Genomic DNA, 23,230 nt, shown 5'->3' on the forward strand with positions numbered 1-23,230 from the left:
GAGGTCGCGCGGCGTGAATGTTTCACATAGCGGGCAGCGAGCGGGGCTTTCAGTCGGTGTCCGACGGAGGCGCGGACTCCTCGTCGGCGGCGGGCTCTTCCTCCGTCGCCGCCTTCCGGTTCACCTTGCCGATCGCGGCCCGGGCGTACTTGGCGGAGACACCCGGGGCGATCTCGAGCATGACGGTGTCGGCGTCGACCTCGGTGACGATGCCGTAGAGGCCGCCGACCGTCACCACCTCGTCGCCGATGCCCATCGTGGACTGCATGCTCTCGACCTCGCGGCGGCGCTTCTGCTGCGGGCGGATCATGAGGAAGTACACGAAGGCGGCGAAGGCGACGACGACAAGAAGCGGGAGCGCCGAGCTGCCGCCCGAGGACTCCGCGGCGTAATCCACGATTATGGGCCTTCCCGATAAGGTGTCTGATGTCCGCGCAGCGGATCGCGGCGAGTCTAGTCGGTGTGTCGGAAACCACGATGACCGGCGTCCGTCACGGTCCGATCACAAATCGAATAGACCGGGCGTTTGGGACAAGCCGCCCGCGGATTTTCCGCCCTCGACGGTACCAGCGGGTCCTGGGATGCCAAGATGCTGCCAGGCGCTCGCCGTGGCGACCCGGCCACGGGGCGTGCGCGCGATGAGCCCCGAGCGCAGCAGGAACGGCTCGCACACCTCCTCCACCGTGTCCGGCTGCTCACCGACGGCCACCGCGAGGGTGGACAGCCCCACCGGTCCGCCGCCGTAGCGCAGCAGGGCCAGCAGCACCGCCCGGTCGAGGCGGTCCAGGCCCAGCTCGTCGACGTCGTACACCCGCAGCGCCGCCCGGGCCGCGGCGATGTCCACGACCCCGTCCGCCCGCACCTCGGCATAGTCGCGGACCCGCCGCAGGAGGCGGTTGGCGATGCGGGGCGTCCCCCGGGAGCGCCGCCCGATCTCGACCGCCCCGTCCTCGGTGATCGGCACGTCGAGGATGCGGGCCGAGCGCGAGATGATCTGCTCGAGCTCCTCCGGGTCGTAGAAGTCCAGCTGGCCGACGAAGCCGAAGCGGTCGCGCATCGGGCCGGTGAGCAGCCCGCTGCGGGTCGTGGCACCGACCAGGGTGAACGGCTCCACGTCGAGCGGGATGGCGGTCGCGCCCGGGCCCTTGCCGACCACGACGTCGACGCGGAAGTCCTCCATCGCGCTGTAGAGCAGCTCCTCCGCCGGCCGCGCGATGCGGTGGATCTCGTCGATGAACAGCACGTCACCCCGGGTGAGGCTGGTCAGCACGGCGGCGAGGTCGCCGGCCCGCTCGATGGCCGGGCCGCTGGTCATGCGCAGCCCGGCCCCCAGCTCGGCGGCGACGATCATGGCCATCGTGGTCTTGCCGAGGCCGGGCGGGCCGGAGAGCAGGATGTGATCGGGCGGGCTGCCGCGGCGCAGGGCGCTCTGCAGCAGCAGCTCGAGCTGTTCGCGGACCCGGTGCTGGCCGATCAGCTCCGTGAGGCGCTTGGGCCGCACGCTCTGGTCGGCCGCGTGGTCCTCGTCGGAGGCGAACGCACTGACCAGCGGATCCGTCATCGGATCGTGCCCAGCATCCGGATCGCCTGCTTGAGCAGCACCGGCACGGGCGGGACGGTCTGCCCGTCGAGCTGCTCGGCGACCGCGGCCACGGCCTGGTCGGCCTGCTTGTCGTTCCAGCCGAGCCCGACGAGGGCCTGGCGGACCTGCTCGGGCCAGACCGCGCCGCCGGCGACCAGGGCCGCCCCGGCGCCCGGCAGCGCGCCGACCTTGTCCCGCAGCTCCAGCACCAGCCGCTCGGCGCCCTTCTTGCCGATGCCCGGGACCTGGGTGAGGGTCGAGGTGTCGGAGGCCGAGATCGCGCGGCGCACGACCTCCGGGGTGTGCACGGCCAGCACCGCCTGGGCCAGCCGCGGCCCGACCCCGGTCGCGGTCTGCAGCAGCTCGAACAGCTGCTTGGCGTCGTCGTCGGCGAAGCCGTAGAGGGTCAGCGAGTCCTCGCGCACCACGAGCGAGGTGGCCAGCCGGGCCTCCTGGCCGACCCGCAGCTCGGCGAGGGTGTGCGGGGAGCACTGGACCGCCAGCCCGACCCCACCGACCTCGATCACCGCGCCGTCGGGCGACACCGCCGCCACCTTGCCGCGCACGCTCGCGATCACCGCGTCCTCCTCACCGCCGCGCTGATGCGCTCCCGCGCACCGCCCCGCCACACATGACAGATGGCCAAGGCTAAGGCGTCGGCGGCGTCCGCCGGGCGAGGCGCGACCTCGAGCCGCAGCAACCTGGTCACCATCGCGGTCACCTGGGCCTTGTCCGCCTGCCCGTTGCCGCTCACGGCGGCCTTGACCTCGCTCGGGGTGTACATCTGCACGGGCAGCCCGGCGCGGGCCGCGGCGAGGATCGCCACCGCGCCGGCCTGGGCGGTGCCCATGACCGTGCGCACGTTGTGCTGGGCGAACACCCGCTCCACGGCGACGCTCTCGGGCTTGTGCTCGGCGAGCAGATCGGTGAGGCGCCGGTCGAGGTTGAGCAGGCGCAGGGACAGGTCCAGGTCGGCGTCGCTGCGGACGACCTCGTAGTGCACCATCCGGCACGGGCTGCCCGGGCGGCCCTCGACCACCCCGACGCCGCACCGGGTCAGGCCCGGGTCGACCCCCAGCACGCGCACCGCCGCTCCCCTCAAACGTGTGTTCGACACCCTATCGGACGATCGCGGCGCGCCGATCACACGACACACACACCGAGTGCGGTAAAGGTATGTGGGCCTCCCCCATGGGACGGCGGAGCGAAGCCTCGTACGTTTCCGGCCATGACGACGGAGCATGTGGTCGCGCTGGACCTGCGGGGCCGCACCGCGATGGTCACGGGGGCCGGCAGCGGCATCGGCCGCAGCGTCGCCGAGCGGCTGGTGGCCGCCGGGGCCCGGGTCGTGGCCGTCGACCGCGACGAGGACCACCTCAAGACCCTCGACGGTGTGGTACCGGTGGTGGCCGACCTGTCCGACCCGGCCGGCCTGGACGCGGTCCTGCGCGACTGCCCGGACGTGGACGTCCTGGTCAACAACGCCGGGCTGCAGCACGTGGCCGCGCTCGAGGAGTTCCCGCCGGACCGCTTCGCCTACATCCAGGCGGTCATGGTCACGGCGCCCTTCCGCCTGGCGCGCGGCGTGCTGCCGCACATGTACGCCGGGAACTGGGGCCGGATCGTCAACATCTCCTCGGTGCACGGGCTGCGCGCGTCGCCGTTCAAGGCCGCGTACGTCACCGCCAAGCACGCCCTCGAGGGCCTGTCGAAGACCGTCGCGCTCGAGGGTGCCCCGCACGGGGTGACCTCGAACTGCATCAACCCCGCCTACGTGCGCACCCCGCTCGTCGAGGGGCAGATCGCCGACCAGGCCCGCACCCACGGCATCCCCGAGTCCGAGGTCGTCGAGAAGATCATGCTCACGAGCGCGGCGATCAAGCGGCTCATCGAGCCCGCGGAGGTGGCGGAGCTGGTCGCTTACCTCTGCACGGATGTCGCCGGGTTCATCACGGGCACTTCGCTGTCGATCGACGGCGGCTGGACCGCACACTAGGCACGTGACGATGCTGGAGTACCTCGAGCTGCTGGCCCGCGAGGCCGCGGCCGTCGAGTTCGAGGGCCCGCTGGTCGCCGCCCGGGGGGCCGGGCTGCCCCCGGAGCGCATCGCGGAGCTGGAGCAGGGCAAGGTCGTGGCCCTGCGGGTGCGGGCCCTCATCGAGCGCCGCCGGCGCCGCGAGGAGGAGCTGTCGGGGCTCTTCGACACCGCCAGCGACCTCGCCGGGCTGCGCGACGTCGACGCCGTGCTCGCCGCCATCGTGCACCGGGCACGCACGCTGCTCGGGGCCGACGTGGCGTACATGACGCTCAACGACGAGGCCCGCGGCGACACCTACATGCGCGTCACCGACGGCTCGATCTCGGCCCACTTCCAGGCGCTGCGGCTGCCGATGGGCGCCGGGCTCGGCGGGCTGGTGGCGCAGACGGGCAGCCCGTACGTCACCGCCGACTACCCCCGCGACACGCGCTTCCGGCACACCGGCGACATCGACACCGGCGTGGGCGAGGAGGGCCTGATCGCGATCCTGGGCGTGCCCCTGCGGCTCGGGGCGCGGATCATCGGCGTGCTGTACGCCGCGAACCGCTCCGCCCGCCCGTTCGCGCGCGAGGAGGTGTCGCTGCTGGTCTCGCTCGCGGCCAACGCCGCCGTCGCGATCGACACCGCCCGCCTGCTGGGCGAGACCCAGGAGGCCCTCGCCGAGCTCTCCGCCGCCAACGGGGTGATCCGCGCGCACAGCGACTCCGTCGAGCGCGCGGCCGCGGCCCACGACCGCATGACCGCCCTCGTGCTGCGCGGCGCCGGGGTCGAGGACGTGGCCGCGGTGGTGGTCGAGGTGCTGGGCGGCTCGCTGCTCGTGCTCGACGCCGAGGGCCGGACCGTGGCGCTGGTCGGCGAGCTGGAGCGGCCCGAGCCCAGCGCGATCGCCGAGGCCCTGGCCGCCTCCCGCACCGAGGGGCGCAGCGTGCGCCGCGGCGAGCTGTGGGTGGCCGCGGTCGTGGCCGGCGCGGAGAACCTCGGAGCCCTGGTCATGCGCCCGGACAGCCCCCTGGTCGACGCCGACCAGCGCATCCTCGAGCGGGCCGCGGTGGTGACCGCGCTGCTGCAGCTGTTCCGGCGCACCGTCGCCGAGGCCGAGGGCCGGGTTCGCGGCGAGCTGCTGGACGACGTCATCACCCGCCCCGCCCGCGACGCCGACGCGCTGCGCACGCGGGCCAAGCGCCTCGGCGTGGACCTGGACGCCCCGAACGTCGTGGTGGCCATCGGCGCCGACGCGCTCGCCGGCGGCTCGGCCCGCCAGCGGGCGGTGTCGTGGGCGCAGACGTACGCCCACAGCCGCTCCGGCCTCGCCGCGGCCCGCGACGGCCACGTGGTGCTCCTGCTGCCCGGTGACGCGCCGGGCGACGCGGCCCGGGCGGTCGCCCGGGACCTGGGCAAGCTGCTGGGCCGCCCGATCACGGCGGGCGCCGGTGGCCCGGCCGTGCGCCCGGAGGCGATCTCCGCGGCGTACCGCGACGCCGACCGCTGCGTGACGGCGCTGACCGCCCTGGGCCGCACCGGCACCGGCGCGAGCACCGCGGAGCTCGGCTTCGTCGGGCTGCTGCTGGGCTCGGCCCCGGACGGGCGCGACCGCGACGTGCAGTCGTTCCTGGCCGCGACGATCGGGCCGGTCGTCGACTACGACGTGCGGCGCGGGACGGCGCTGGTGAAGACGCTGGAGGCGTACTTCGGCGTGGGCGGCAGCCTCGCGCGGGCCGCCGAGCTGCTGCACGTCCACGTGAACACGGTGACGCAGCGCCTGGAGCGGATCGCCCAGCTGCTCGGCCCCGACTGGCAGAAGCCGGAGCGGGCCCTGGAGGTCCAGCTGGCGCTGCGCCTGCACCGCCTCCAGTCGGCCTAGTCCCCCGATACGCCGGACGGCCCGGCCGCGCCAGGAGGGGCACGACCGGGCCGAGGCCGGAAACGGGTGACGCGTCAGGCGTGACCGTCGGGCGGGGGCACCGCGAACGCACCGCGCAGGACGAAGTCCACCAGATGCTCGGCGAAGCCCTCGTCCGGCACGTTCGGGTTCCAGCGCAGCATGTTCTGGGCGAGCGTCGGGCCGGACAGGACGAGCAGCGCCAGCTCCACGTCGAGGTCCGCGCGCAGCTCCCCCGAGGCGATGCCGCGGCACAGCACGCCGCGCATCAGCTCGCGGCGGGGCTCCACGACGCCCTGGTAGACCCGGCTCATCTCGGAGCTCTTGAACAGCTCCGGCATGAGACAGGCCGTGACCTTGCCGTACTGCGCCATGCGCTTGTTGCGCATCGCCGTGATCAGCGTGATCAGGTCGCCCCGGACCGACTCGCCCTTGAGCTCCGGCAAGGGGCCCTTCATCGCCAGGACCGCGTCGATCAGCAGCGCCTCCTTGTTGGGCCAGCGGCGGTAGATCGTCGCCTTGCCAACGCCGGCCTTCGCGGCGACCGCCTCGATCGAGATGGCGTCCGCGCTCTGGCCGGAGCTGAGCAGCTCGAACACCGCCTCGACGATCGCCTCGTCGACCCGGGCGCTGCGGGGCCGGCCGGGACCCTTCCGGTCCTGGTCAGCCACCGCGTCCACGCTGAGCGTCATGGTTTCCATTGTTACCGAGTTTTCACACCGAAGCTACTCACCGGTTTCCTCCCGCTCCGTCAGTCGCCTACACCCACGAGCTGCACGCCCTGCTCCTCCGCCAGACCCTCGGCGGTGGTGGGCGCCGGCGCTTCGGCCGGGCGCTTGCCGGGCAGGCCGAGCAGGGCGACGACCGCGCCGAGCAGCGCGAAGACCGCCGAGCCGATGGCCGCGTAGTGCATGGAGGTGATGAAGGCGTCGTTGGCGTGCTGGATCAGTGCCGGCGCCGCGGCACCCGCGTGCTCGGCGACCCCGTACGCCCCCGAGATCGACTCGTTGGCGGCGTTGCGCGCCGCGGCCGGCAGGTTGCCGGTGGCCGACTCCATGTGGTCGCGGTAGATCGAGGAGATGACCGCGCCGAGCGCGGCCACGCCGAGGGCCCCGCCGACCTGACGGATGGTGTTGCTGACGGCCGATCCGACGCCGGCCTTCTCACGGGGAAGCGCGGACATGATCGCCTCCGTCGCGGGCGGCATCACGTTGGCCATGCCGACGCCCATCAGGAAGAACAGCGCGCCGACGATCCAGATCGGCGTGTCGGCCTGGATGAACATCCACGCGGACAGGCCGGCCGCGACCAGCAGCAGACCGGTGGTGCCGACGGCCTTGGGGCCGAAGCGCTTGACCATGGCGGCGCTGCGCGGGGCGAAGATCATCTGGGCCACCGCGAAGGGCACGAACAGGGCGCCGGAGGCGAGCGGGCCGTAGTCGCGGACCAGCTGCAGGTAGAAGGCGCTGATGAACATGATGCCCATGGCCGCGAAGAAGACCAGGCCGATCATCGCGGTCGAGGTGCTGAAGGCCCGGTTGGCGAACAGCCTCACGTCCAGCGACGGGAACTCGATGCGCCGCTCGTAGAGGGCGAACGCGGCGAGGACGACCACCGACGCGGCCAGGGTGCCCCAGGACTCGATCTTGCCGAAGCCGTGGTCGCCGCCCTCGATCACGCCGTACGTCAGCAGGGTGAGCCCGACGATGGACAGCAGCACGCCGACGAAGTCGATGCGGCCCGGCTTCGGGTCGCGCGACTCGGGGATGAGCACGTTGACCAGGACCAGGCCGACGATGACGATCGGCACGTTGATCAGGAAGACCGAGCCCCACCAGAAGTGCTCGAGCAGCAGGCCGCCGACGATCGGGCCGATGGCCACGCCGAGGCCCACGGCGCCGGCCCACACGCCGATGGCGCGGCCGCGCTCGCGCGGGTCGAAGACGTTGGCGATGATCGACAGGGTCGAGGGCATGACCGCCGCGGCGCCGAGGCCCATGAGGGCGCGGGCCCAGATGAGCTGGTCGGCCGAGCCGGAGTAGGCCGACACCAGCGAGGCGACGCCGAACAGCGCGAGCCCGACGGTCAGCGTGATGCGGCGCCCGAGCCGGTCGGCCAGGATGCCGGCGGTGAAGAGCAGGCCGGCGAAGACCAGCGTGTAGGAGTTGATCGCCCACTCGAGCTGGCTCTGGGTCGCGCCCAGGCCCTTCTGCGGGTCGGCGATGGTGCGCATGGCGACGTTGAGGACGGTGTTGTCCAGGACGACCACGAGCAGGCTGATGACGAGCACGCCGAGGATGGCCCAGCGGCGGGGATGCCCGGTGTTGGCCGGCGCCACGGCATTGCCCGGCGCCGCGCTTGCGGTAGGTGCGCTCACGGTGTTGCTCCCCCTGGTCGGAACGCGATAACGATGGTCGGAACGCGATAACGATACGGAACAGTTCCGTATCAACGTAGCCCTCAGACTCGCGATACGGAACCGTCTCGTATTGAATAGTGCGTCCCGTCACACCCGGCGCCACCGGCGGAATAAACCGGCGACCGTGCCCCACAGCCCCCGCCGGAACAGCAGCACCACCAGCACGAAGATGCCGCCGGTGACCAGGCCGACCAGGTCGAAGCCGGCCTGGGAGAGCTGGTCGGTGAGGTTCACGACGAGGCCGGCGCCCAGCACACCGCCCCACAGCGTGCCGATCCCGCCGAGCACGACCAGCACCACACCCTGGCCCGAGGTCGTCCAGTGCAGGACGTCGAGGGCGACGAAGCCGTGCGCGACCGCGAACAGGCCGCCGCCGAGCCCCGCGAGGAAGGCCGACAGCACGAAGGCCAGCAGCTTGTACCGCGCCGCCGCGAACCCCAGCGCCCGCGCCCGGCTCGCGTTGTCCCGGACCGCGACGAGCACCCGGCCGAACGGCGAGTGCACGATCCGCCAGGCCAGCAGCAGGCCGAGCGCCGCGATCGGCAGGGCCGCGTAGTAGAAGTAGTACGGGTCGGACAGGTCGAGCCCGAACAGCTCGCGCGGCACGCTCTGCAGCCCGTTCTCGCCGCCGGTGACCGAGGACCACGCGTTGGCCACGTAGTAGATCATCTGCGCGAACGCGAGGGTGACCATCGCGAAGTAGATCCCGGTGCGGCGCACCGCGAGCCAGCCGATCGGCACCGCCAGCGCGGCCGCCGTCAGCGCCCCGCCGAGCACGGCGACCGGGAACGGCGCCCCGAGCCGGGCCGCGATCAGCCCGGCCGAGTACGCCGACGTGCCCCAGAAGGCCGCGTGCCCGAAGGACAGCAGCCCGCCGTAGCCCAGCAGCAGGTCGATCGCGACGGCGAACAGCGCCCAGCAGAGCATGTCCACCGCCACCGCCGGATAGAGCCCGTTGGGCAGCCAGAGCGCGACCGCCGCCCCGGCGGTCACCAGCAGCGAACGCGGTGCCCACCTCATGCCGTGCCCTCCTCGCGACCGAACAGCCCGGCCGGGCGCACCAGCAGCACCAGCGCCATGACCAGGAAGATGAGTGTCTGGGCCAGCAGCGGCGGCGCGTACGCCTCGCTCCAGGCCTGCAGCAGCCCGATGGCGAACCCGGCCGCCACCGAGCCGAAGACCGAGCCGAGCCCGCCGATGACCACGACGGCGAAGACGCCGATGATGAGGTCGCCGCCCATGAGCGGGTTGACCGCCCGCACCGGCGCGGCCAGGACCCCGGCCAGCGCCGCGAGCGCCACGCCGAAGCCGAAGACCGGCGCGACCCACCGCCCCACGTCGATGCCGAGCGCCCGGGTCAGCTCGGGCCGCTCGATCCCGGCCCGCACCACCATGCCGACCCGGGTGCGCGCCAGCACCCACCAGACGACGGCGCACAGCGCGACCGCGACGGCCAGGACGAACACGCGGTACGCCGGGAAGTCGAACACCCCGAAGTCCACCGTCCCGCCGAGCCCGGCCGGCGCCCCGTACGGCTTGGACTGCGTGCCGTAGCGCGACTTCACCGCGTCCTGCAGGATCAGCGTCAGGCCGAACGTGAGCAGGAAGTTGTAGAGCGGGTCGAGGACGGCCAAGCGGCGCACGACCGTGCGCTCCAGCACCACGCCCAGCAGGCCGAGCACGACCGGCACGACCGCCAGCGCGACCCAGAAGGGCAGCCCGAGCGAGTCCAGCAGGAAGAAGGCCCCGACCGCGCCGAGCATGTAGAACGCCCCGTGCGCGAAGTTGACCACGCGGAGCAGGCCGAAGATGACGGCCAGGCCGAGGGCGAGCAGCGCGTAGAAGCCGCCCCCGACCAGTCCGTTCACCGTGTGGGTGAGCAGGCCCATCGCGGATCAGAGCCGGCAGTCCGGCGACGGGGCACGGAAGGCCTCCTGGGCCGGGATGGTCCTGACGATCTGCTCGTAGTCCCACGCCTCCTTGACCTCGGCGCTCGGCTTGACCTTCGCCAGGTACGCGTCGTGCAGCACCCGGTGGTCGGCGGCCCGGAACTGTCCGCCGCGCAGGAAGAAGTCGTCGACCTTCTTGCCCTCCAGCTGCTTGACCACCGCGTCGGCGTCGTCGGTGCCGGCCGCCTGGACCGCCTCGAGGTACTGCGTGGCCGCGGAGTAGTTGGCCGCGTGGGCGAAGGTGGGGCGCTGCCCGCCGGTGCGCGCGGCGAACTTGTCGGCCCAGGCGCGGTTGCGCTCGTCGAAGTTCCAGTACCACGCGTCGGTGAAGGTGGTGCCGGCCAGCGCGTCGGGGGTCAGCGAGTGGATGTCGGTCAGGAACATGAGGCCGACCGCCAGCCCGATGCCCTTGTCCCTGAGCTTGAACTCGTTGTACTGCTTGACGAGGTTCACCAGGTCGGCGCCCGCCTGCATGGTGCCCAGCACGTCCGGCTTCGGGTTCAGCGTCGGCGCCTTGAGCAGGAACGTGGAGAAGTTGTCGTTCGGAAACGGCGTCGGGTCGCTGGCCACCACCGTGCCGCCGCCCTTGGTGACCGCCGCGGCGAAGGACTTCTGCATGTCCTGGCCGAAGGCGTAGTCGGGGTAGACGATGTACCAGTTCCTGGCGCCGGCCTGGGTCGCCGCGGTGCCCGTGCCATTGGCCAGCATCGCGGTGTCGTAGGCGTAGTGGAACGTGTACTTGTTGCAGGACTTGCCGGTCAGGTCCGTGGTGGCGCCGGAGATGTTGAAGTACAGCTTCCTGGCCTGCTTGGCGACGTCGGCGACCTTCAGCGCGGCCGAGGACGTCGGCACGTCGAGGATCGCGTCGACGCCGAGCCGGTCGTACATCTCGCTCGCCCGGGTGTTGGCGACGTCGGGCTTGTTCTGGTGGTCCGCAGTCTCCACGGTGATGTTCGTGGTGATCGCCCTGTCGCCGTACCTGGCCTTGAAGTCCTCGATGGCCATCTGCACGGCCACGACGGAGTGCTTGCCCGACAGCTGCGCGTAGACGCCGGACTGGTCGTTGAGCACGCCCAGCACGATCTTGCCGCCGGTGAGCCCGCCCCCGCCCGAGGAGCGGGGGCCACCGCCGCCGCACCCGGCGAGCAGCAGGACCGCGGCGGTGCCGAGAACAACCAAACGCTTCACAGGTGTACCTCCGGTCAGATGCCCAGGTGCGCGAGGAGCTCGTCCTCGCGGGAACGCACGTCGGCGTTGTCGAACTCGCCGGCGATACGGCCCTCGGCGAGCAGGTAGTGGCGGTCGGCGACGGTGGTGGCGAAGCGCAGGTTCTGCTCGACCAGCAGGACCGTGACGCCGTGGTCGCGGGCCCGGCGCAGGATCTCGCCGACCCGCCGCACGAGCAGCGGCGAGAGCCCCTCGGTGGGCTCGTCGCAGAGCAGGACGGTGGCGCCCATGCGCAGGACCCGGGCCAGCGCGAGCATCTGCTGCTCGCCGCCGGACAGCGTGGTCGCCGGGCTGCGGCGGCGCTCGTGGAGGTTCGGGAACGCCTCGTGGATCGCCGCCAGGCTCCACGGCCGGGGCCCGACCACCGGCGGCAGCGCCAGGTGCTCGGCGACGCTGAGCGTGGCGTAGGCGCCCCGGTCGTCCGGCACCCAGCCGAGGCCGGCCCGCGCCCGGGCGTGCGGCGGACGCTTCGTGACGTCCCGCCCGGCCAGCTCGACCGTGCCGGAGCGGCCGGCGTGCAGGCCCATGACGCAGCGCAGGAGCGTGGTCTTGCCGGCGCCGTTGCGCCCGCAGAGGGTCACGACCTCGCCCTCGGCCACGTGCAGGCCGACGTCGCGCAGCACGCGCGCCTCGCCGTACCAGGCGGACAGCCCCTCAATGCGCAGCATCGGCGCTGCCCAGGTAGGCCTCGACCACGCGCTCGTCGGCGCGCACCCGCTCGTAGGGCCCCTCGGCCAGGACCCGGCCGGCCTGCAGGACCGTGACCCGGTCGGCAAGCCGGCCGACGACGCTCATGTTGTGCTCGACCAGCACGACGGTGCGCCCGTCGCGGACCGCCGCGATGAGCTCGACGGTCCGCTCGACGTCCTCCACCCCCATGCCGGCGGTCGGCTCGTCCAGCAGCAGCACCTTCGGGTCGAGGGCGAGCGCGATCGCCAGCTCCAGGGCCCGCTTGCGCCCGTACGGCAGGCGGCCCGCGGGCTCCTGCGCGGACGCGGCGAGCCCGACGCGCTCCAGCAGGTGCAGGGCGCCGTCCCGGAAGCGCCGCAGCGGCCGCTCGGAGCGCCAGAAGGCCCAGCCGAGGGAGGTGCCGCCCTGCAGCGCCAGCTCGACGTGGGCCTGCACGGTCTGCTGCGGGAAGAGGCTCGCGATCTGGAACGAGCGGGCCAGGCCGAGGCGGGCGACCCGCTCGGGCGCGAGCCCGGTGATGTCCCGGCCGGCGAGCTCGATGCGCCCGGCGGTCGGCGCGAGGAACCCGGTCAGCAGGTTGAACAGGGTCGTCTTGCCGGCCCCGTTGGGCCCGACGAGCGCGTGCACGGCACCGGCCGCGACATCCAGATCGACCCCGTCGACGGCCCGGAAGCCCCGGAAGTCGCGGGTGAGGCCGCGCGCGACGAGCGCGGAACCATCCATGTGGGACACACCCCCTTGGACAACGAGAAGTGACGGCCGTCACAAGCTACGGCCGCCACTCCTCGGGTCACCACGGAGGTAATCCACATATTTACATATAGAGCTATGTGCGCCCGCTATGGGCGGCGCTCGGGGATCCACCTGGCCAACGGGCCCAGTCGCGTGCGCAGGCCGGCCAGGCCGCCGGGGAAGAAGTACACCGCCAGGATGAACACGGTGCCGAGGATGAACAGCGGCTGCGACAGCGGCCCCCGCAGGATGCCGGGCAGCCCGGCCACCGCGTCCGAGTCGCCCAGGGCCACGAGCCGGTAGTCGAGGTAGGTGAACAGGAACCCGCCGATGAGCGGCCCCCAGCGCGTGCCCGGCCCGCCGAGCACCACCATCACCAGCAGCGTCAGGGTCTGGTCGGAGGCCGCGATGTGCGGGGTCGCGCCGCCGATGAGCAGCGCGTACATGGCCCCCGCGAGCCCGGCGAGGCCGCCGGCGACGGTGAAGGCGAAGAGGCGGTAGCGGTACGGGTCGAGGCCCAGCACCCCGACCCGGCGCTCGTCGTCGCGGATCGCGGCCAGCACGCGCCCGGCCGGGGAGTCGCCGATCGCGTGCACGACGAGCACGGTGATGACGAGCGCGGCGAGGGCGAGCCAGTACAGGTTCACCGTGTTGGCCACGCCCACGAGGAAGTCCGGCACCTTCGAGGAGTCCATCGGCAGGCCCTCCTCGCCGCCGGTGGCCCCGCCCGGGTTGCGCCCGATGGTGATCGCGGCGACCTGCGCGAAGGCGAGCGTCACCATGGCGAACGCGATCCCGCCGGTGCGCAGCGCGATCGCGCCGAGCAGCGCGGCCAGCACCGCGGTGCCGATCACGGCCAGCAGGATCGCGGTCCACAGCCCGTAGCCGGCCTTGGTGACCAGCATGTCGGTGCCGTAGACCCCGGCCGCGAAGTAGAGCGCGTGGCCGAACGAGAGCATCCCCGTGCGGCCGAAGAGCAGGTCGTAGCCCATCGCCAGGGCGCCGAAGACCAGGCACAGCGCCAGCAGCTGCAGGGTGCCGGGGGCGTTCACGGCCGAGTCGAAGAGGCCGGGGAGCCGCAGGCCGCAGTACGGCAGCACGGCGAGGACCACGAGGGCCACGAGCGGGCCGAAGCGGGCGAGCGGGACCCGGCCCCGGCGCGGCGCGGGGGCCGGGGCGCTGCGGGCGGACTGGGCGGTCTGTGTCGTCATGAGGTGGCGACCTTCCCGGTGATCCCTTGGGGACGGACGAGGAGCACGACCGCGAGCAGGGCGACGACGCAGATGTCGCCCAGGCCCGACGAGGTGTAGTTGACGAACTGCTGCAGCAGCCCGACCGCGACCGCGGCGTAGGCGGCGCCCGTGACCGAGCCCATGCCGCCGATGACGACGACGATGAACCCGAAGATGAGCAGGGAGCTGCCGCCGGTCGGGGAGATCGCGCCGGTGAACACGCCGCCGAGCGCGCCGGCCAGGGCCGCGGCCGCGCCCCCGATGGCGAACACGAGGGTGAACGCGCGCCGCACGTCGATGCCGAGCGCGGTGACCATCGAGCGGTCCTCGACGCCCGCGCGGATGACCAGACCGATCCGGGTGTACTTCAGGAAGGCCAGCAGCCCCAGCAGCACGACGACCGCGGCCCCGATGAGCAGGAACCGGTCGTTGGGCACGCGGGCCCCCGCGATCGTGGTCAGCTGTTGTGTCCACTGCGGGCGCGGGTAGGGCCGGGGGTCGCTGCCCCACGACGCCTGCAGCAGCGCCACGCCGGCCAGCGAGAGCCCGACGGTCACGAGGACCTGTTCGATCGTCCGGCGGTACAGCGGCCGGATGAGCACCAGCTCGACCAGCGCGGCGACGACCGTCCCGCACACGACGCCGAAGAGCACGGCGAGCGCGAAGCCCCAGCCGCTCGGCCCGGCCCCGGGCAGGTGCCCGGCCGCCCACCAGGTGGCGTAGGCCCCGACGGAGAGGAACAGCCCGTGCGCGAAGTTGAGCACGTCCGCGAGGCCGAAGACGAGCGCCAGGCCCGAGGCGACCAGGAAGTACAGCGCGGCGAGCCCGAGTCCGGTGAGGGTCAGCAGCACGATCGTGCTCATGCCGGCACCTCCGCTTCGCTCCGGCGCCGGCCTGAGCCAGAGCCGCACTTGCGATGAGCGGCCACTCCGCTTCGCTCCGTACCGCTCATGCCGACACCTCCGCTTCGCTTCGGCGCCGGCCTGAGCCAGAGCCGCACTTCCGATGAGCGGCCACTCCGCTTCGCTCCGTACCGCTCATGCGTGGTCTGCCTTTCCGACCCCAAGCAGCGACTTGGTCTTCTCGGTGTAGTCGAGCAGGTCGGGCGCCGGTCCGGTGTAGGCGACCTTGCCCGCCGCGATGACGACCGCGTCCTGGGCCAGGCGCCGCACGACGGCCAGGTTCTGCTCGACGAGCAGCATCGGCACCACCTGGGCGACGGCGTGCAGGGCGGCCGCGACCTCGCCGACGACCTTCGGCGCGAGGCCCTTCGTCGGCTCGTCGATGAGCAGCAGCCGGTTGGGGTTGAGCAGCACCCGCCCGATCGCGAGCATCTGCTGCTGGCCGCCCGAGAGCGTGCCGGCCCGCTGCCGGCCACGGCGCTGCAGCTCGGGAAAGAGGCCGTAGACGCGCTCGTAGTCCGGGGCGGCACCGGGGCGCTCGGCGAGGCGGAGGTTCTCGGCCACGGTCAGGCCGCCGAAGACGCCGCGGTCCTCGGGCACGTAGCCGAGCCCGTCGCGCACCAGCCGGAAGGTCTGCTGCCGGGTCACCCGCTGCCCGCCGAAGCGCACCTCGCCGGCCAGGTCGGCGCCGCGCGGCAGCAGGCCGAGCACCGCCTTGAGGGTGGTGGTCTTGCCGACGCCGTTGCGCCCGAGCAGCGCGGTGACGCCCTGCGGCGCGACCCCGAACGAGACGCCCTGCAGGATGTGCGAGCCGCCGATGCGGACATCCAGTCCCGCGATGTCGAGGATGGTCACAGTTTTTCCCCCAGGTACGCCTCCTGGACCGTGCGGTCGGCCATGACCACGTCCGGGGTGTCGCAGACCAGCAGCGCCCCGTGGTGCATGACGGCGACCCGGTCGGCCAGGTCGAGCACGACGTCCATGTGATGCTCGACCATGAGCACGCTGCGCCGCTCCTCGCGGGTCAGGGTGCGGATCAGCGCCACCAGGCCGGGCACGTCCTCGGCGCTGACGCCGGCCATCGGCTCGTCGAGCAGCAGCACCCGCGGCTCGCCCGCGAGCAGCAGCGCGATCTCGAGCTTGCGCTTCTCGCCGTGGGCCAGGGTGCCGGCGTTCGCGCCGGCGCGGTGGTCGAGCCCGACCCGCCACAGCACCCGCTCGGCGCGCTCGGCGACCTCGCGGTCCCGGCCCGGCAGCGGGAAGGGGCGGATCGAGCCGCCGCGGCGGGCCTGCACGGCCAGGCGCACGTTGGCCGCGACCGTGAGCGAGGCGAAGACCGACGACGACTGGAACGTGCGCCCGAGGCCGAGCCGGGCCCGGCGGTGCGGCGCCAGCCGGGTCACGTCCCGGCCGTCGAGCGACACCGAGCCGTCCGACGGCTTGCGCAGCCCCGAGATGAGGTTGAACAGCGAGGTCTTGCCGGCGCCGTTGGGGCCGATGACGGCCAGGAACTCGCCCTCGGCGAGGTCGAGGCTGACCCCGTCGACGATGGCGACCCCGCCCACCCGCCAGGTCAGGCGCCGGGTGCTGAGCAGGCCGGTGGCCGGGGCGTCCGCGAGGACACCGCCGGCCGCCGGCACCGGGGCTTCGGCCACCGGCTCAGCCCTTCATCTGCGCGACCGGCGGCGCGGCGTCGGCCGGGTCGATCGCCTTCACCAGCTCCGGCTTGAGGTCGGCGCCGGAGCCGCTGAACTTGCCCTGGAACATCGGCTGGAGCAGGGCGTGGTCCTCCTTGCGGACCGTGAGCTTGCCCTTGACGCCGTCGAAGGACCAGCCCTCGAGCGCGGTGACCATCTTGTCGACGTCGTCGCCGCCCTCCTGCGCGGCCCGGACCACCATCTGCGCGGCGGTGAAGCCGTCCGGGTGGAACAGGTCGACCTTGCCGCCGTCGACGCCCTTGCGCAGCGCCGCGGTGGCCTCGTTGTCGCTGGCGCCGTCGAAGTAGTGGGCCAGCAGCGAGATCTTCGAGCCGGCGGCGCCGAACGTCGGCCAGGACGCGCGCTGGTCGATGCCGGTGACGACGAGCGTCGAGCCGAGCACGCCCTGCTGGTCGAGGGCCTGCCACATCGCGGTGGCGGTGGTGCCCGCCCACGCGACGAAGATCATGTCGGCCTTGGCGTTCTTGGCCTGCACCGCGAAGCCGGTGAAGTCGGTGGCGTTGGCCGGCACCGAGATCGTGTCGACGGTGGCGCCCGCCCCGCCGATGACGGCCTTCACGGCGTCCGCGTTCGACTTGCCGAAGGCGCCCTCCTGCGTGAACACGAGGACCTTCTTGCCCGAGGGGGCGCTCAGGTAGGACTTGGCCGCCAGGACGTCCTGGTAGGACTGGCGACCGGAGCGGAAGGTGTACTTGTTGATGCCGGTCACCGCGTCGGTGGCCGCGGGTCCGGAGATGAACAGGACCTTGTTCTGCGCGGCCAGCGGGGCCATCTGGCTCGCGACGCCGGACGAGGTGCTGCCGGCGAGGATCTTGTAGCCCTGGCCGATGAGGTCCTTGGCGGCCGAGACGGCCTTGGCCGCGTCGCCGGCGTCGTCGGCCTCCTTGACCTCGATCGGGCGGTTGCCGACCTTGCCGGTGCCCTTGGTCGCGAAGGCGAGCCCGGCCTTCCAGCCCTCGATGTACTGCTTGCCGTAGGACGCGAGCGGGCCGGTCTGCGAGTACACGAGCCCCACCTTGATGGGCGCGCCGTCGCCGGCCGGCTCCTGGGCCGCCTCCTGCGGGCTGCTGCACGCGGACGCGAACGTCGCGGCGAGCGTGAGACCCAGCGCCGCGACCAACAGCCGCCTCGGCGCGCCTGATTGCCTGATCAACGCTTCCTCCGTGTGAACGCCTTGTTAAGGCCAGCGCCTGCTGGCGGGTGTTCGCACACGCTAGGAGTGGCGTCGGGCACGTCGCTATGTGGTTGGACCACACAGAATCGGCGAAACCCTATGGTGCGACCCGCTCCAGGAAGGCCCCGAGCAGCGGCAGGAACCCCGGAGAAAGCTGCTCGAACAGGGGGGCATCGTCCCGCGGCGGCACCGGGTGCAGCATGTGGCCGACCCCCGGGAACACCCCGACCGCGTTCGTGCCCCGGTGCCGCGACGGCAGCCGCTCCCCCAGCACCTGCAGGCTGCGCTCGACCGGGACGTGCTCGTCGTCGGCGCCGAAGAGGGCCAGCAGCGGGCAGGGCAGGAACGGCAGCACGGCGGCGGGGTCGAAGGCCAGCATCCGGGCGAAGAACCCGAGCTCCTCCGGGGTGTCGTAGGGCCGGTCGCAGACGATCGCGGCCCAGTCGTCGCGGGCGTTGCGGGCCTGGTCGGCGTGGACCAGGGCCGGGTCCTCGCCGGCGGCCAGCCGGGCGGCGCGCTCGTCGGCCCAGGCCAGCCCGGCCGCGACGCGGTCCTCGGGCACGCCCTTGCGGCGCATGACCCGGGCGAGCCGGGTGCGCTCCTGCTCCTCGACCCCGACGTACGGCCCGCCGAGGGTGACCACGAAGTCGACCTGGTCCGGGGCGGTGACGGCGGCCAGCAGCGAGACCCATCCGCCCTGGCTGTAGCCGATCAGGCCGGCCCGCTCGACGCCGGCCTGCTTGCGCAGCACGGTGAGTGCCGCGAGGGCCTCGGCGGCGCGGTCGGCGAAGGTCTGGGTGCGCCAGTCGCCGGGCGAGCCGCCGCAGCCGGGCTTGTCGTGGCGCAGGGTGGCGATCCCGCGCTCGGCGAGCCAGCCGGGCACCCCCTGCCAGGCGTGGCGGTCGGCCGGGCCGGAGCCGTCGGACAGCACGAGCCCCCCGCGGGCCGGGCCGTCGGGGATGCGGAGGATCGCGTTGAGCGGCCCGGCGGTGGAATCGACGACCGTATCTGACTCAGGCATGACAAAGGCCCTCCCCCCGCGCAATCTAGCAGCGGAGGGAGGGCCTTGCCGGACTACTGTGCCGCGGCCGCCAGCGGCGCCTGGTAGGTCTTCAGGAGCGCGGCCTTGTCGGCGTCGACCGTCGTCCAGTCGTCCTTGAGGACGCCGCCGGTGTCACCCGAGTTCGGGTTCCAGGCCCAGTACGTGTAGCTGAGCCCGTTGTCCTTGAGGTACTTGACGAGGTTGCGCTGCCAGATGCCCTCCAGGTCCTTGTTGCCCTGGGCGTCCTGCTCGGCCACCGAGCGGCCGCCGAACTCACCCATCAGGACCGGGGCGGTGTTGTTCTTCACGAGGTAGCCGAACTGCTTGTCCCACAGCGCCGGCATGTTGGCCGGGAACGCCGGGTCGGTGAACCACTGCTGCGACCAGACCTTCGGGCTGTAGTCGTGTGCGGAGTAGACCAGCTTCGACTGGTCGGACAGCTTCACCGGGTGGTCCTTGGCGCCCTGCAGGTTGCCGCCCCACCAGTAGCCGTCGTTCTGCCCGTCGGCCTTCTTGTAGTTCTCGATGCCCTCGACCACGATGAGCCAGTTGGGGTTGGCCTTGAGCACCGCGTCGCCGGCCCGCTGCGCGGCGGCCTGCCAGTCGGTCTTCTCGTTGCCGTCGCCCCAGGTGGCCTCGCCGTGCGGCTCGTTGTGCAGGTCGGCGCCCACCACGAGCGGGTTGTCCCGGTACTGCTTGGCGAGCTTCACCCAGTCCGAGATCCAGCGGTCCTCGCTGACCTTGTCGGTGTACCAGAGGTTGCTCTGACCCTGGGAGGTCGGGCGGTGGCGGTCGAGGATGACCATCATGCCGCGCTTCGTCGCGCCCTCGACAACCCGGTCCATGAGCTGCGGGCCGGTCAGGCCCTTGAGGTCCGGGTTGAGCGCGAAGTCGACGCCGTTGGGCTTCGACGCCGCATCGAACAGCTCGTTGCTGAACGGCAGGCGCATCGAGTTGAAGCCCTGCGCGACCATCTGGTCGAGCATGTCGTCGAGCTTGCGCGACCACAGCCCGTGCGGGGCGAAGGTGTTGGTCTCCAACCCGAACCAGTTGACGCCGGTGAACTGCACGGTCACGCCGCGGGCGTCGACGATCTTCGAGCCTTCGGCGTGCAACGGCATCTGCAGCCGCTGGGCAGACTCCGCCCGGGCGGGGTGAACCTTCTTGTCGTCCTTGTCGCTGACGAGCAGCGGCACCAGTGCGACGGCGGCAACGGCAAGCGCGACCAGTGCGGAAATCCAGTAAAGGCGCGTGCGGCCCATAGAGCTGACCTGTCCTCACTTTTGACGGCGGGGCAGATCAACACGTTACGGATTTCGGACATATGCGGTCAGCGTACAAATGCCGGAAATGTGCGTGCACCAATTGCAGGAGAGCGGACCGCGGCGCGGCGGTATCCGCAGGTCGCGCCCTTCAGTGACCGATCGCGTCAGTGACCGATCGCGTCAGTGACCAATCGCGTCAGTGACCAATCGCGCGCGGGTCAGGTGCCCACCGACGGCGAGGGGTCCCACTCCGCGGCCCGCACGACCGCCTCGAGCTTCGAGCGGGCCCCCATCTTGCTCAGCAGATGCCGCACGTGGCTGCGCACGGTGGTGTAGCTGATGCTGAGCTCGCGCGCGATGTCCCGGTTGTCCATGCCCTCGGTCATGAGCGCGAGGATCTCCCGCTCGCGGGGCGTGAGGCTGTCCAGCCGCCGGGCGTGCTCCTCGGAGCGCTGGGCCTGCTCGCGGCGGCGGGCCAGGAGCTTGGCCAGCTGGCGGGCCGGGACGAGGATCTCCCCGTCGACGGCCCGGCGCACCGCCTCGGCGACGTCGGCCCCGCCGGCGCTCTTGACCAGGTAGCCGGCCGCCCCCGCCTCCAGCGCGGTGAGGATGACCCGGTCGCTCTGGTCGGCGCTGAGGAACACCACGGCGACGTCGGGCTGGTGGGCCCGCAGCGCCGCGACGGCCTCGGCGCCGGTGCCGTCGGGCAGCCAGAAGTCGCACAGCACGACGTCGACCCGCTCCACGTCGGCCAGGTGCTCGACCTCGCCGACCCGGCCGGCCAGGGCCACCACGCGCAGCTCCGGGTGCTCGTTGAGCAGCGCCGCGAGCCCCTCGGCGACCACCTGGTGGTCCTCGACGATGAGCACCCGGTAGGGCGGACGAGTCACGGTACGGCTCCCTTGGATTCGAGGTCGGCGCCGCGCGGCACCCAGAACGTGACGGTGGTTCCGCGCCCCGGCAGGCTGCTGATCCGGAACCACCCGCCGGCCAGCGCCGCGCGCTCCCGCATGAGCAGCAGCCCGAGGTGGCCCGGGTCGGAGTGCAGGTTCTCGGCGCCGACGCCGTCGTCGACGACCCGGACCAGGTACCCGCCCTCCTCCTCGCCGAGGATGACCGTGCACCGGTCCGCCCCGGCGTGCTTGCCGACGTTGGCGACCGCCTCCTGCAGCATCCGGAACAGCAGCACCCGGGTCGGCAGCGCGGGCTCGGCGGCGAGCAGCGACTCGACCCGCACGCCGATGCCGTGCTGCTCCGCGAGGTCGTCGAGCAGGTCCTCGACGGCCGCGGCGAGCCCGTCGTCGGCCAGCCGCGGCGGGCGGAAGTCGAAGATGAGCCGCCGCAGCCGCTCCGCCGCCTGCACCAGCGACGCCTCGAGCCGGTCGAGGATCGCCAGGTCCTGCGGGTCGGACAGGCGGTGGCGCAGCTGCTGCAGGCGCAGGGTGGCCGCGGTGATCACCTGCAGGCTGTCGTCGTGCACCCCGGCGGCGATGCGGGCCCGCTCCCGCTCCTGGGTGACGATCACGTCGCCGAGCAGCTCGCCCTGCTCCTGGCCGGTGAGCGTGAGCCGGGCGATGCGCTGCTCCAGGGCCGCCCGGCGGCGCACGTCCGCCACGCGCTCCTCCACCTGCAGGGAGAGCATCCCGCTCGGGTCGCCCCACAGCGCGCGCACCCGCACCTCGACGTCCAGCTCGCCGCCGTCGGGCAGCCGGATCACGGCCGCGGTCGGCGCCTCGGCGGTGAACTCGGGCGAGCCGACGAACAGCTCGCCCGCCCCGCGCCCCACCAGGTCGGCGGTGTCGCGGCGGAACAGGGTCTCCGCGGCGGTGCTGGCCAGGCGCACCACCCCGGCGGCGTCGAGCACGACCAACGCCTCCGGGGCGGCGCGGAACGCCTGCCAGTACACCGGAATCAGTTCTCCAGATCCTTGGGCACCACGTAGGGCTTCGCGGACGGGATGTCGACCGGGCCGCCGGACTTGTCGACCTTGAAGTTCACCGTCGCGGTCGCGTCGCTGCGCTGGCCGTGCAGCTGGAAGACCACGGTGTCCTCGGTGTTGCCCGGGATCGTGTACTGCCCGACCGCCCGGGCCGCGCCCTTCGCGTCGACCCGGAACGCGGCCACCAGCTGCGGCGTGGCGCCCTTGGCGGTCCGGACGGTCACGTGCACGGCCTCGTTCGGCGCGAACTGGGTGGCGTAGAAGTTCACCACGGTGCCGGGCAGGCCGCCGTAGGCGTTCGTGCGCGCCTGCGGGGTGAACGGCAGGATGGTGAAGCCGGTGGAGACCGCCGCCCGGCTCTGCTCGCCGGTGAACACCAGCGACTGGGCGCCCTTGAGCTGGAACGGCATCACCAGTCCGGCGCCCTTGAACACGCCGGCGTCGTCGGTCGGGATCGCCATGACCGGCTGGCCCCCGGCCGCGTTGAGGCGCACCAGCACCCGCTCCCCCGGGGCGAAGCCGGAGCCGGAGAAGGTGATCTTCTGGGTGGCCTTGACGGCGTACGGCGCCAGCTTGATGGACGGGTACAGCCGCAGCACCTGGAACGGCGCGCTCGCCGCCGCGCCACTGGTCTTGCCCACGACCACCAGACTTGTCGTGCCGACCGCCGTGACGCCAACTCTGATGGGCGTCTTACCCACCGAGCCACCCTCGTCGGCCTTGAGGGTGAGGTTCGGGTCGCCGTTGATCCGGCCCCAGTAGACGTTGAGCTGCTCGCCGGGGGCGAACCCCTTCACCGTCAGGTTGATCGTGTCGCCGGGCTTGCCGACGATCGCCGAGAGCGTCGCCTGGCCGGCGCCCTGGGCCACCGACGCGTCGGCCTTCGCCACCTTGTCGCTGCCCCGCGCCTGCGCGGTGACCTCCTGCACGGGCACCGTCATCTTGTTGGGCATCGTGAAGTTGGCCGTGAACACGCCCCATTTGCCGGCCTTCGCGGTGGCCACCTGGTGCGGCTTGGAGCCGGGTGCGCCGCTCGGCGGGGGCTTCTGCCCCGGCGCCGTGGACGGCCCGAGGTACACGTCGACCATCGAGCCCTGGTCGAAGCCCGACCCCTGGACGGTCACGCCGCCGCCGAGCCGTACCAGGCCCGGGTTCAGGGTGATCATCGGCGAGCCGCCGCCCTGCACCATGACCCCGTTCAGGTCGATCGTCGGCGCCGGCGGGGCCTTGGTGATCACCGTGCTCGGGGTCTCCTCGGTCGAGCCGCCGAGGCTGGGGGCCGAGATGCCCAGGGCGGGCAGCAGCGAGCGCCCCGCGGTGACGAGCACCACCACCGCCACGCCGGCCAGCAGCAGCCGCTTGCGTGAGATCTTCGGTCGTTTCCGCTTCCGGTTGCGCCCGGCCGCCGGCCGGTGCTTGAGCGTCTGCATGGTTCCACTCCA

General features: G+C 72.6%; 23 protein-coding genes. 2 read left to right on the forward strand and 21 right to left on the reverse strand.

Features of this window, described 5'->3' with window-relative positions:
* Positions 1-49: 49 nt before the first annotated feature.
* The 4 genes from yajC to ruvC all read right to left on the reverse strand — a co-directional run bounded on the left by yajC (position 50) and on the right by ruvC (position 2,669).
* A complete protein-coding gene (yajC, locus tag ACQP1P_RS36790) occupies positions 50-397 on the reverse strand; it encodes a preprotein translocase subunit YajC (protein ID WP_433078242.1) in 348 nt (115 codons plus the stop codon).
* 105 nt (positions 398-502) lie between these two features.
* A complete protein-coding gene (ruvB, locus tag ACQP1P_RS36795) occupies positions 503-1,561 on the reverse strand; it encodes a Holliday junction branch migration DNA helicase RuvB (protein WP_433078244.1) in 1,059 nt (352 codons plus the stop codon).
* Positions 1,558-2,160, reverse strand: a complete 603-nt coding sequence (gene ruvA / locus ACQP1P_RS36800) for a Holliday junction branch migration protein RuvA (protein ID WP_433078246.1) — start codon at positions 2,158-2,160, stop codon at positions 1,558-1,560. The genes ruvB and ruvA overlap by 4 nt, the downstream gene beginning before the upstream one ends.
* On the reverse strand, positions 2,157-2,669 hold the full coding sequence (gene ruvC, locus ACQP1P_RS36805) for a crossover junction endodeoxyribonuclease RuvC (RefSeq protein ID WP_433078248.1): 513 nt from the start codon (positions 2,667-2,669) through the stop codon (positions 2,157-2,159). Before ruvC ends, ruvA begins: the two co-directional genes overlap by 4 nt.
* 141 nt (positions 2,670-2,810) lie before the next feature.
* Here ruvC and ACQP1P_RS36810 point away from each other — a divergent pair, with 141 nt between their 5' ends.
* Positions 2,811-3,578 (forward strand): 3-hydroxybutyrate dehydrogenase, encoded by a 768-nt coding sequence (locus tag ACQP1P_RS36810; protein WP_433078250.1) that lies wholly within the window; start codon positions 2,811-2,813, stop codon positions 3,576-3,578.
* 10 nt (positions 3,579-3,588) lie between these two features.
* On the forward strand, positions 3,589-5,481 hold the full coding sequence (locus ACQP1P_RS36815) for a helix-turn-helix domain-containing protein (protein WP_433090256.1): 1,893 nt from the start codon (positions 3,589-3,591) through the stop codon (positions 5,479-5,481).
* A gap of 74 nt (positions 5,482-5,555) precedes the next feature.
* On the opposite strand, the gene ACQP1P_RS36820 is transcribed toward ACQP1P_RS36815, so the two are convergent.
* The 17 genes from ACQP1P_RS36820 to ACQP1P_RS36900 all read right to left on the reverse strand — a co-directional run bounded on the left by ACQP1P_RS36820 (position 5,556) and on the right by ACQP1P_RS36900 (position 23,218).
* Positions 5,556-6,191 carry a TetR/AcrR family transcriptional regulator gene (locus ACQP1P_RS36820; RefSeq protein ID WP_433078252.1) on the reverse strand — a complete coding sequence of 212 codons (636 nt, stop codon included), beginning with the start codon at positions 6,189-6,191 and terminating at the stop codon, positions 5,556-5,558.
* A 59-nt stretch (positions 6,192-6,250) separates the two neighbouring features.
* Complete coding sequence (locus tag ACQP1P_RS36825) at positions 6,251-7,876, reverse strand: MFS transporter (RefSeq protein WP_433078254.1); 1,626 nt, start codon at positions 7,874-7,876, stop codon at positions 6,251-6,253.
* 129 nt (positions 7,877-8,005) lie between these two features.
* On the reverse strand, positions 8,006-8,938 hold the full coding sequence (locus tag ACQP1P_RS36830; protein WP_433078256.1) for a branched-chain amino acid ABC transporter permease: 933 nt from the start codon (positions 8,936-8,938) through the stop codon (positions 8,006-8,008).
* Complete coding sequence (locus ACQP1P_RS36835; RefSeq protein ID WP_433078258.1) at positions 8,935-9,807, reverse strand: branched-chain amino acid ABC transporter permease; 873 nt, start codon at positions 9,805-9,807, stop codon at positions 8,935-8,937. The genes ACQP1P_RS36830 and ACQP1P_RS36835 overlap by 4 nt, the downstream gene beginning before the upstream one ends.
* Positions 9,808-9,813: 6 nt before the next feature.
* On the reverse strand, positions 9,814-11,046 hold the full coding sequence (locus ACQP1P_RS36840; protein WP_433090257.1) for an ABC transporter substrate-binding protein: 1,233 nt from the start codon (positions 11,044-11,046) through the stop codon (positions 9,814-9,816).
* Positions 11,047-11,069: 23 nt separating this feature from the next.
* A complete protein-coding gene (locus tag ACQP1P_RS36845) occupies positions 11,070-11,762 on the reverse strand; it encodes an ABC transporter ATP-binding protein (protein ID WP_433078260.1) in 693 nt (230 codons plus the stop codon).
* Complete coding sequence (locus ACQP1P_RS36850; protein WP_433078262.1) at positions 11,749-12,507, reverse strand: ABC transporter ATP-binding protein; 759 nt, start codon at positions 12,505-12,507, stop codon at positions 11,749-11,751. The genes ACQP1P_RS36845 and ACQP1P_RS36850 overlap by 14 nt, the downstream gene beginning before the upstream one ends.
* A gap of 116 nt (positions 12,508-12,623) precedes the next feature.
* On the reverse strand, positions 12,624-13,727 hold the full coding sequence (locus tag ACQP1P_RS36855; RefSeq protein ID WP_433078264.1) for a branched-chain amino acid ABC transporter permease: 1,104 nt from the start codon (positions 13,725-13,727) through the stop codon (positions 12,624-12,626).
* Positions 13,724-14,611, reverse strand: coding sequence for a branched-chain amino acid ABC transporter permease (locus ACQP1P_RS36860; protein ID WP_433078266.1), 888 nt, complete (start codon positions 14,609-14,611; stop codon positions 13,724-13,726). Before ACQP1P_RS36860 ends, ACQP1P_RS36855 begins: the two co-directional genes overlap by 4 nt.
* 174 nt (positions 14,612-14,785) lie before the next feature.
* On the reverse strand, positions 14,786-15,505 hold the full coding sequence (locus ACQP1P_RS36865) for an ABC transporter ATP-binding protein (RefSeq protein WP_433078268.1): 720 nt from the start codon (positions 15,503-15,505) through the stop codon (positions 14,786-14,788).
* A complete protein-coding gene (locus ACQP1P_RS36870; RefSeq protein WP_433090259.1) occupies positions 15,502-16,245 on the reverse strand; it encodes an ABC transporter ATP-binding protein in 744 nt (247 codons plus the stop codon). Before ACQP1P_RS36870 ends, ACQP1P_RS36865 begins: the two co-directional genes overlap by 4 nt.
* Positions 16,246-16,309: 64 nt before the next feature.
* On the reverse strand, positions 16,310-17,491 hold the full coding sequence (locus ACQP1P_RS36875) for a substrate-binding domain-containing protein (RefSeq protein ID WP_433090261.1): 1,182 nt from the start codon (positions 17,489-17,491) through the stop codon (positions 16,310-16,312).
* Positions 17,492-17,639: 148 nt separating this feature from the next.
* Positions 17,640-18,563, reverse strand: coding sequence for an alpha/beta hydrolase family protein (locus ACQP1P_RS36880; RefSeq protein ID WP_433078270.1), 924 nt, complete (start codon positions 18,561-18,563; stop codon positions 17,640-17,642).
* A gap of 53 nt (positions 18,564-18,616) precedes the next feature.
* Positions 18,617-19,846 (reverse strand): glycoside hydrolase family 5 protein, encoded by a 1,230-nt coding sequence (locus ACQP1P_RS36885; protein ID WP_433078272.1) that lies wholly within the window; start codon positions 19,844-19,846, stop codon positions 18,617-18,619.
* Between the two features lie 221 nt (positions 19,847-20,067).
* Positions 20,068-20,739, reverse strand: a complete 672-nt coding sequence (locus ACQP1P_RS36890; RefSeq protein ID WP_433078274.1) for a response regulator — start codon at positions 20,737-20,739, stop codon at positions 20,068-20,070.
* Positions 20,736-21,755, reverse strand: coding sequence for a sensor histidine kinase (locus tag ACQP1P_RS36895; protein WP_433078276.1), 1,020 nt, complete (start codon positions 21,753-21,755; stop codon positions 20,736-20,738). Before ACQP1P_RS36895 ends, ACQP1P_RS36890 begins: the two co-directional genes overlap by 4 nt.
* A gap of 5 nt (positions 21,756-21,760) precedes the next feature.
* Positions 21,761-23,218, reverse strand: coding sequence for a hypothetical protein (locus ACQP1P_RS36900; protein WP_433078278.1), 1,458 nt, complete (start codon positions 23,216-23,218; stop codon positions 21,761-21,763).
* Positions 23,219-23,230 lie beyond the last annotated feature (12 nt).

The sequence above is a fragment of the Dactylosporangium sp. CA-052675 genome (assembly GCF_050947935.1).
Taxonomy (GTDB): domain Bacteria; phylum Actinomycetota; class Actinomycetes; order Mycobacteriales; family Micromonosporaceae; genus Dactylosporangium.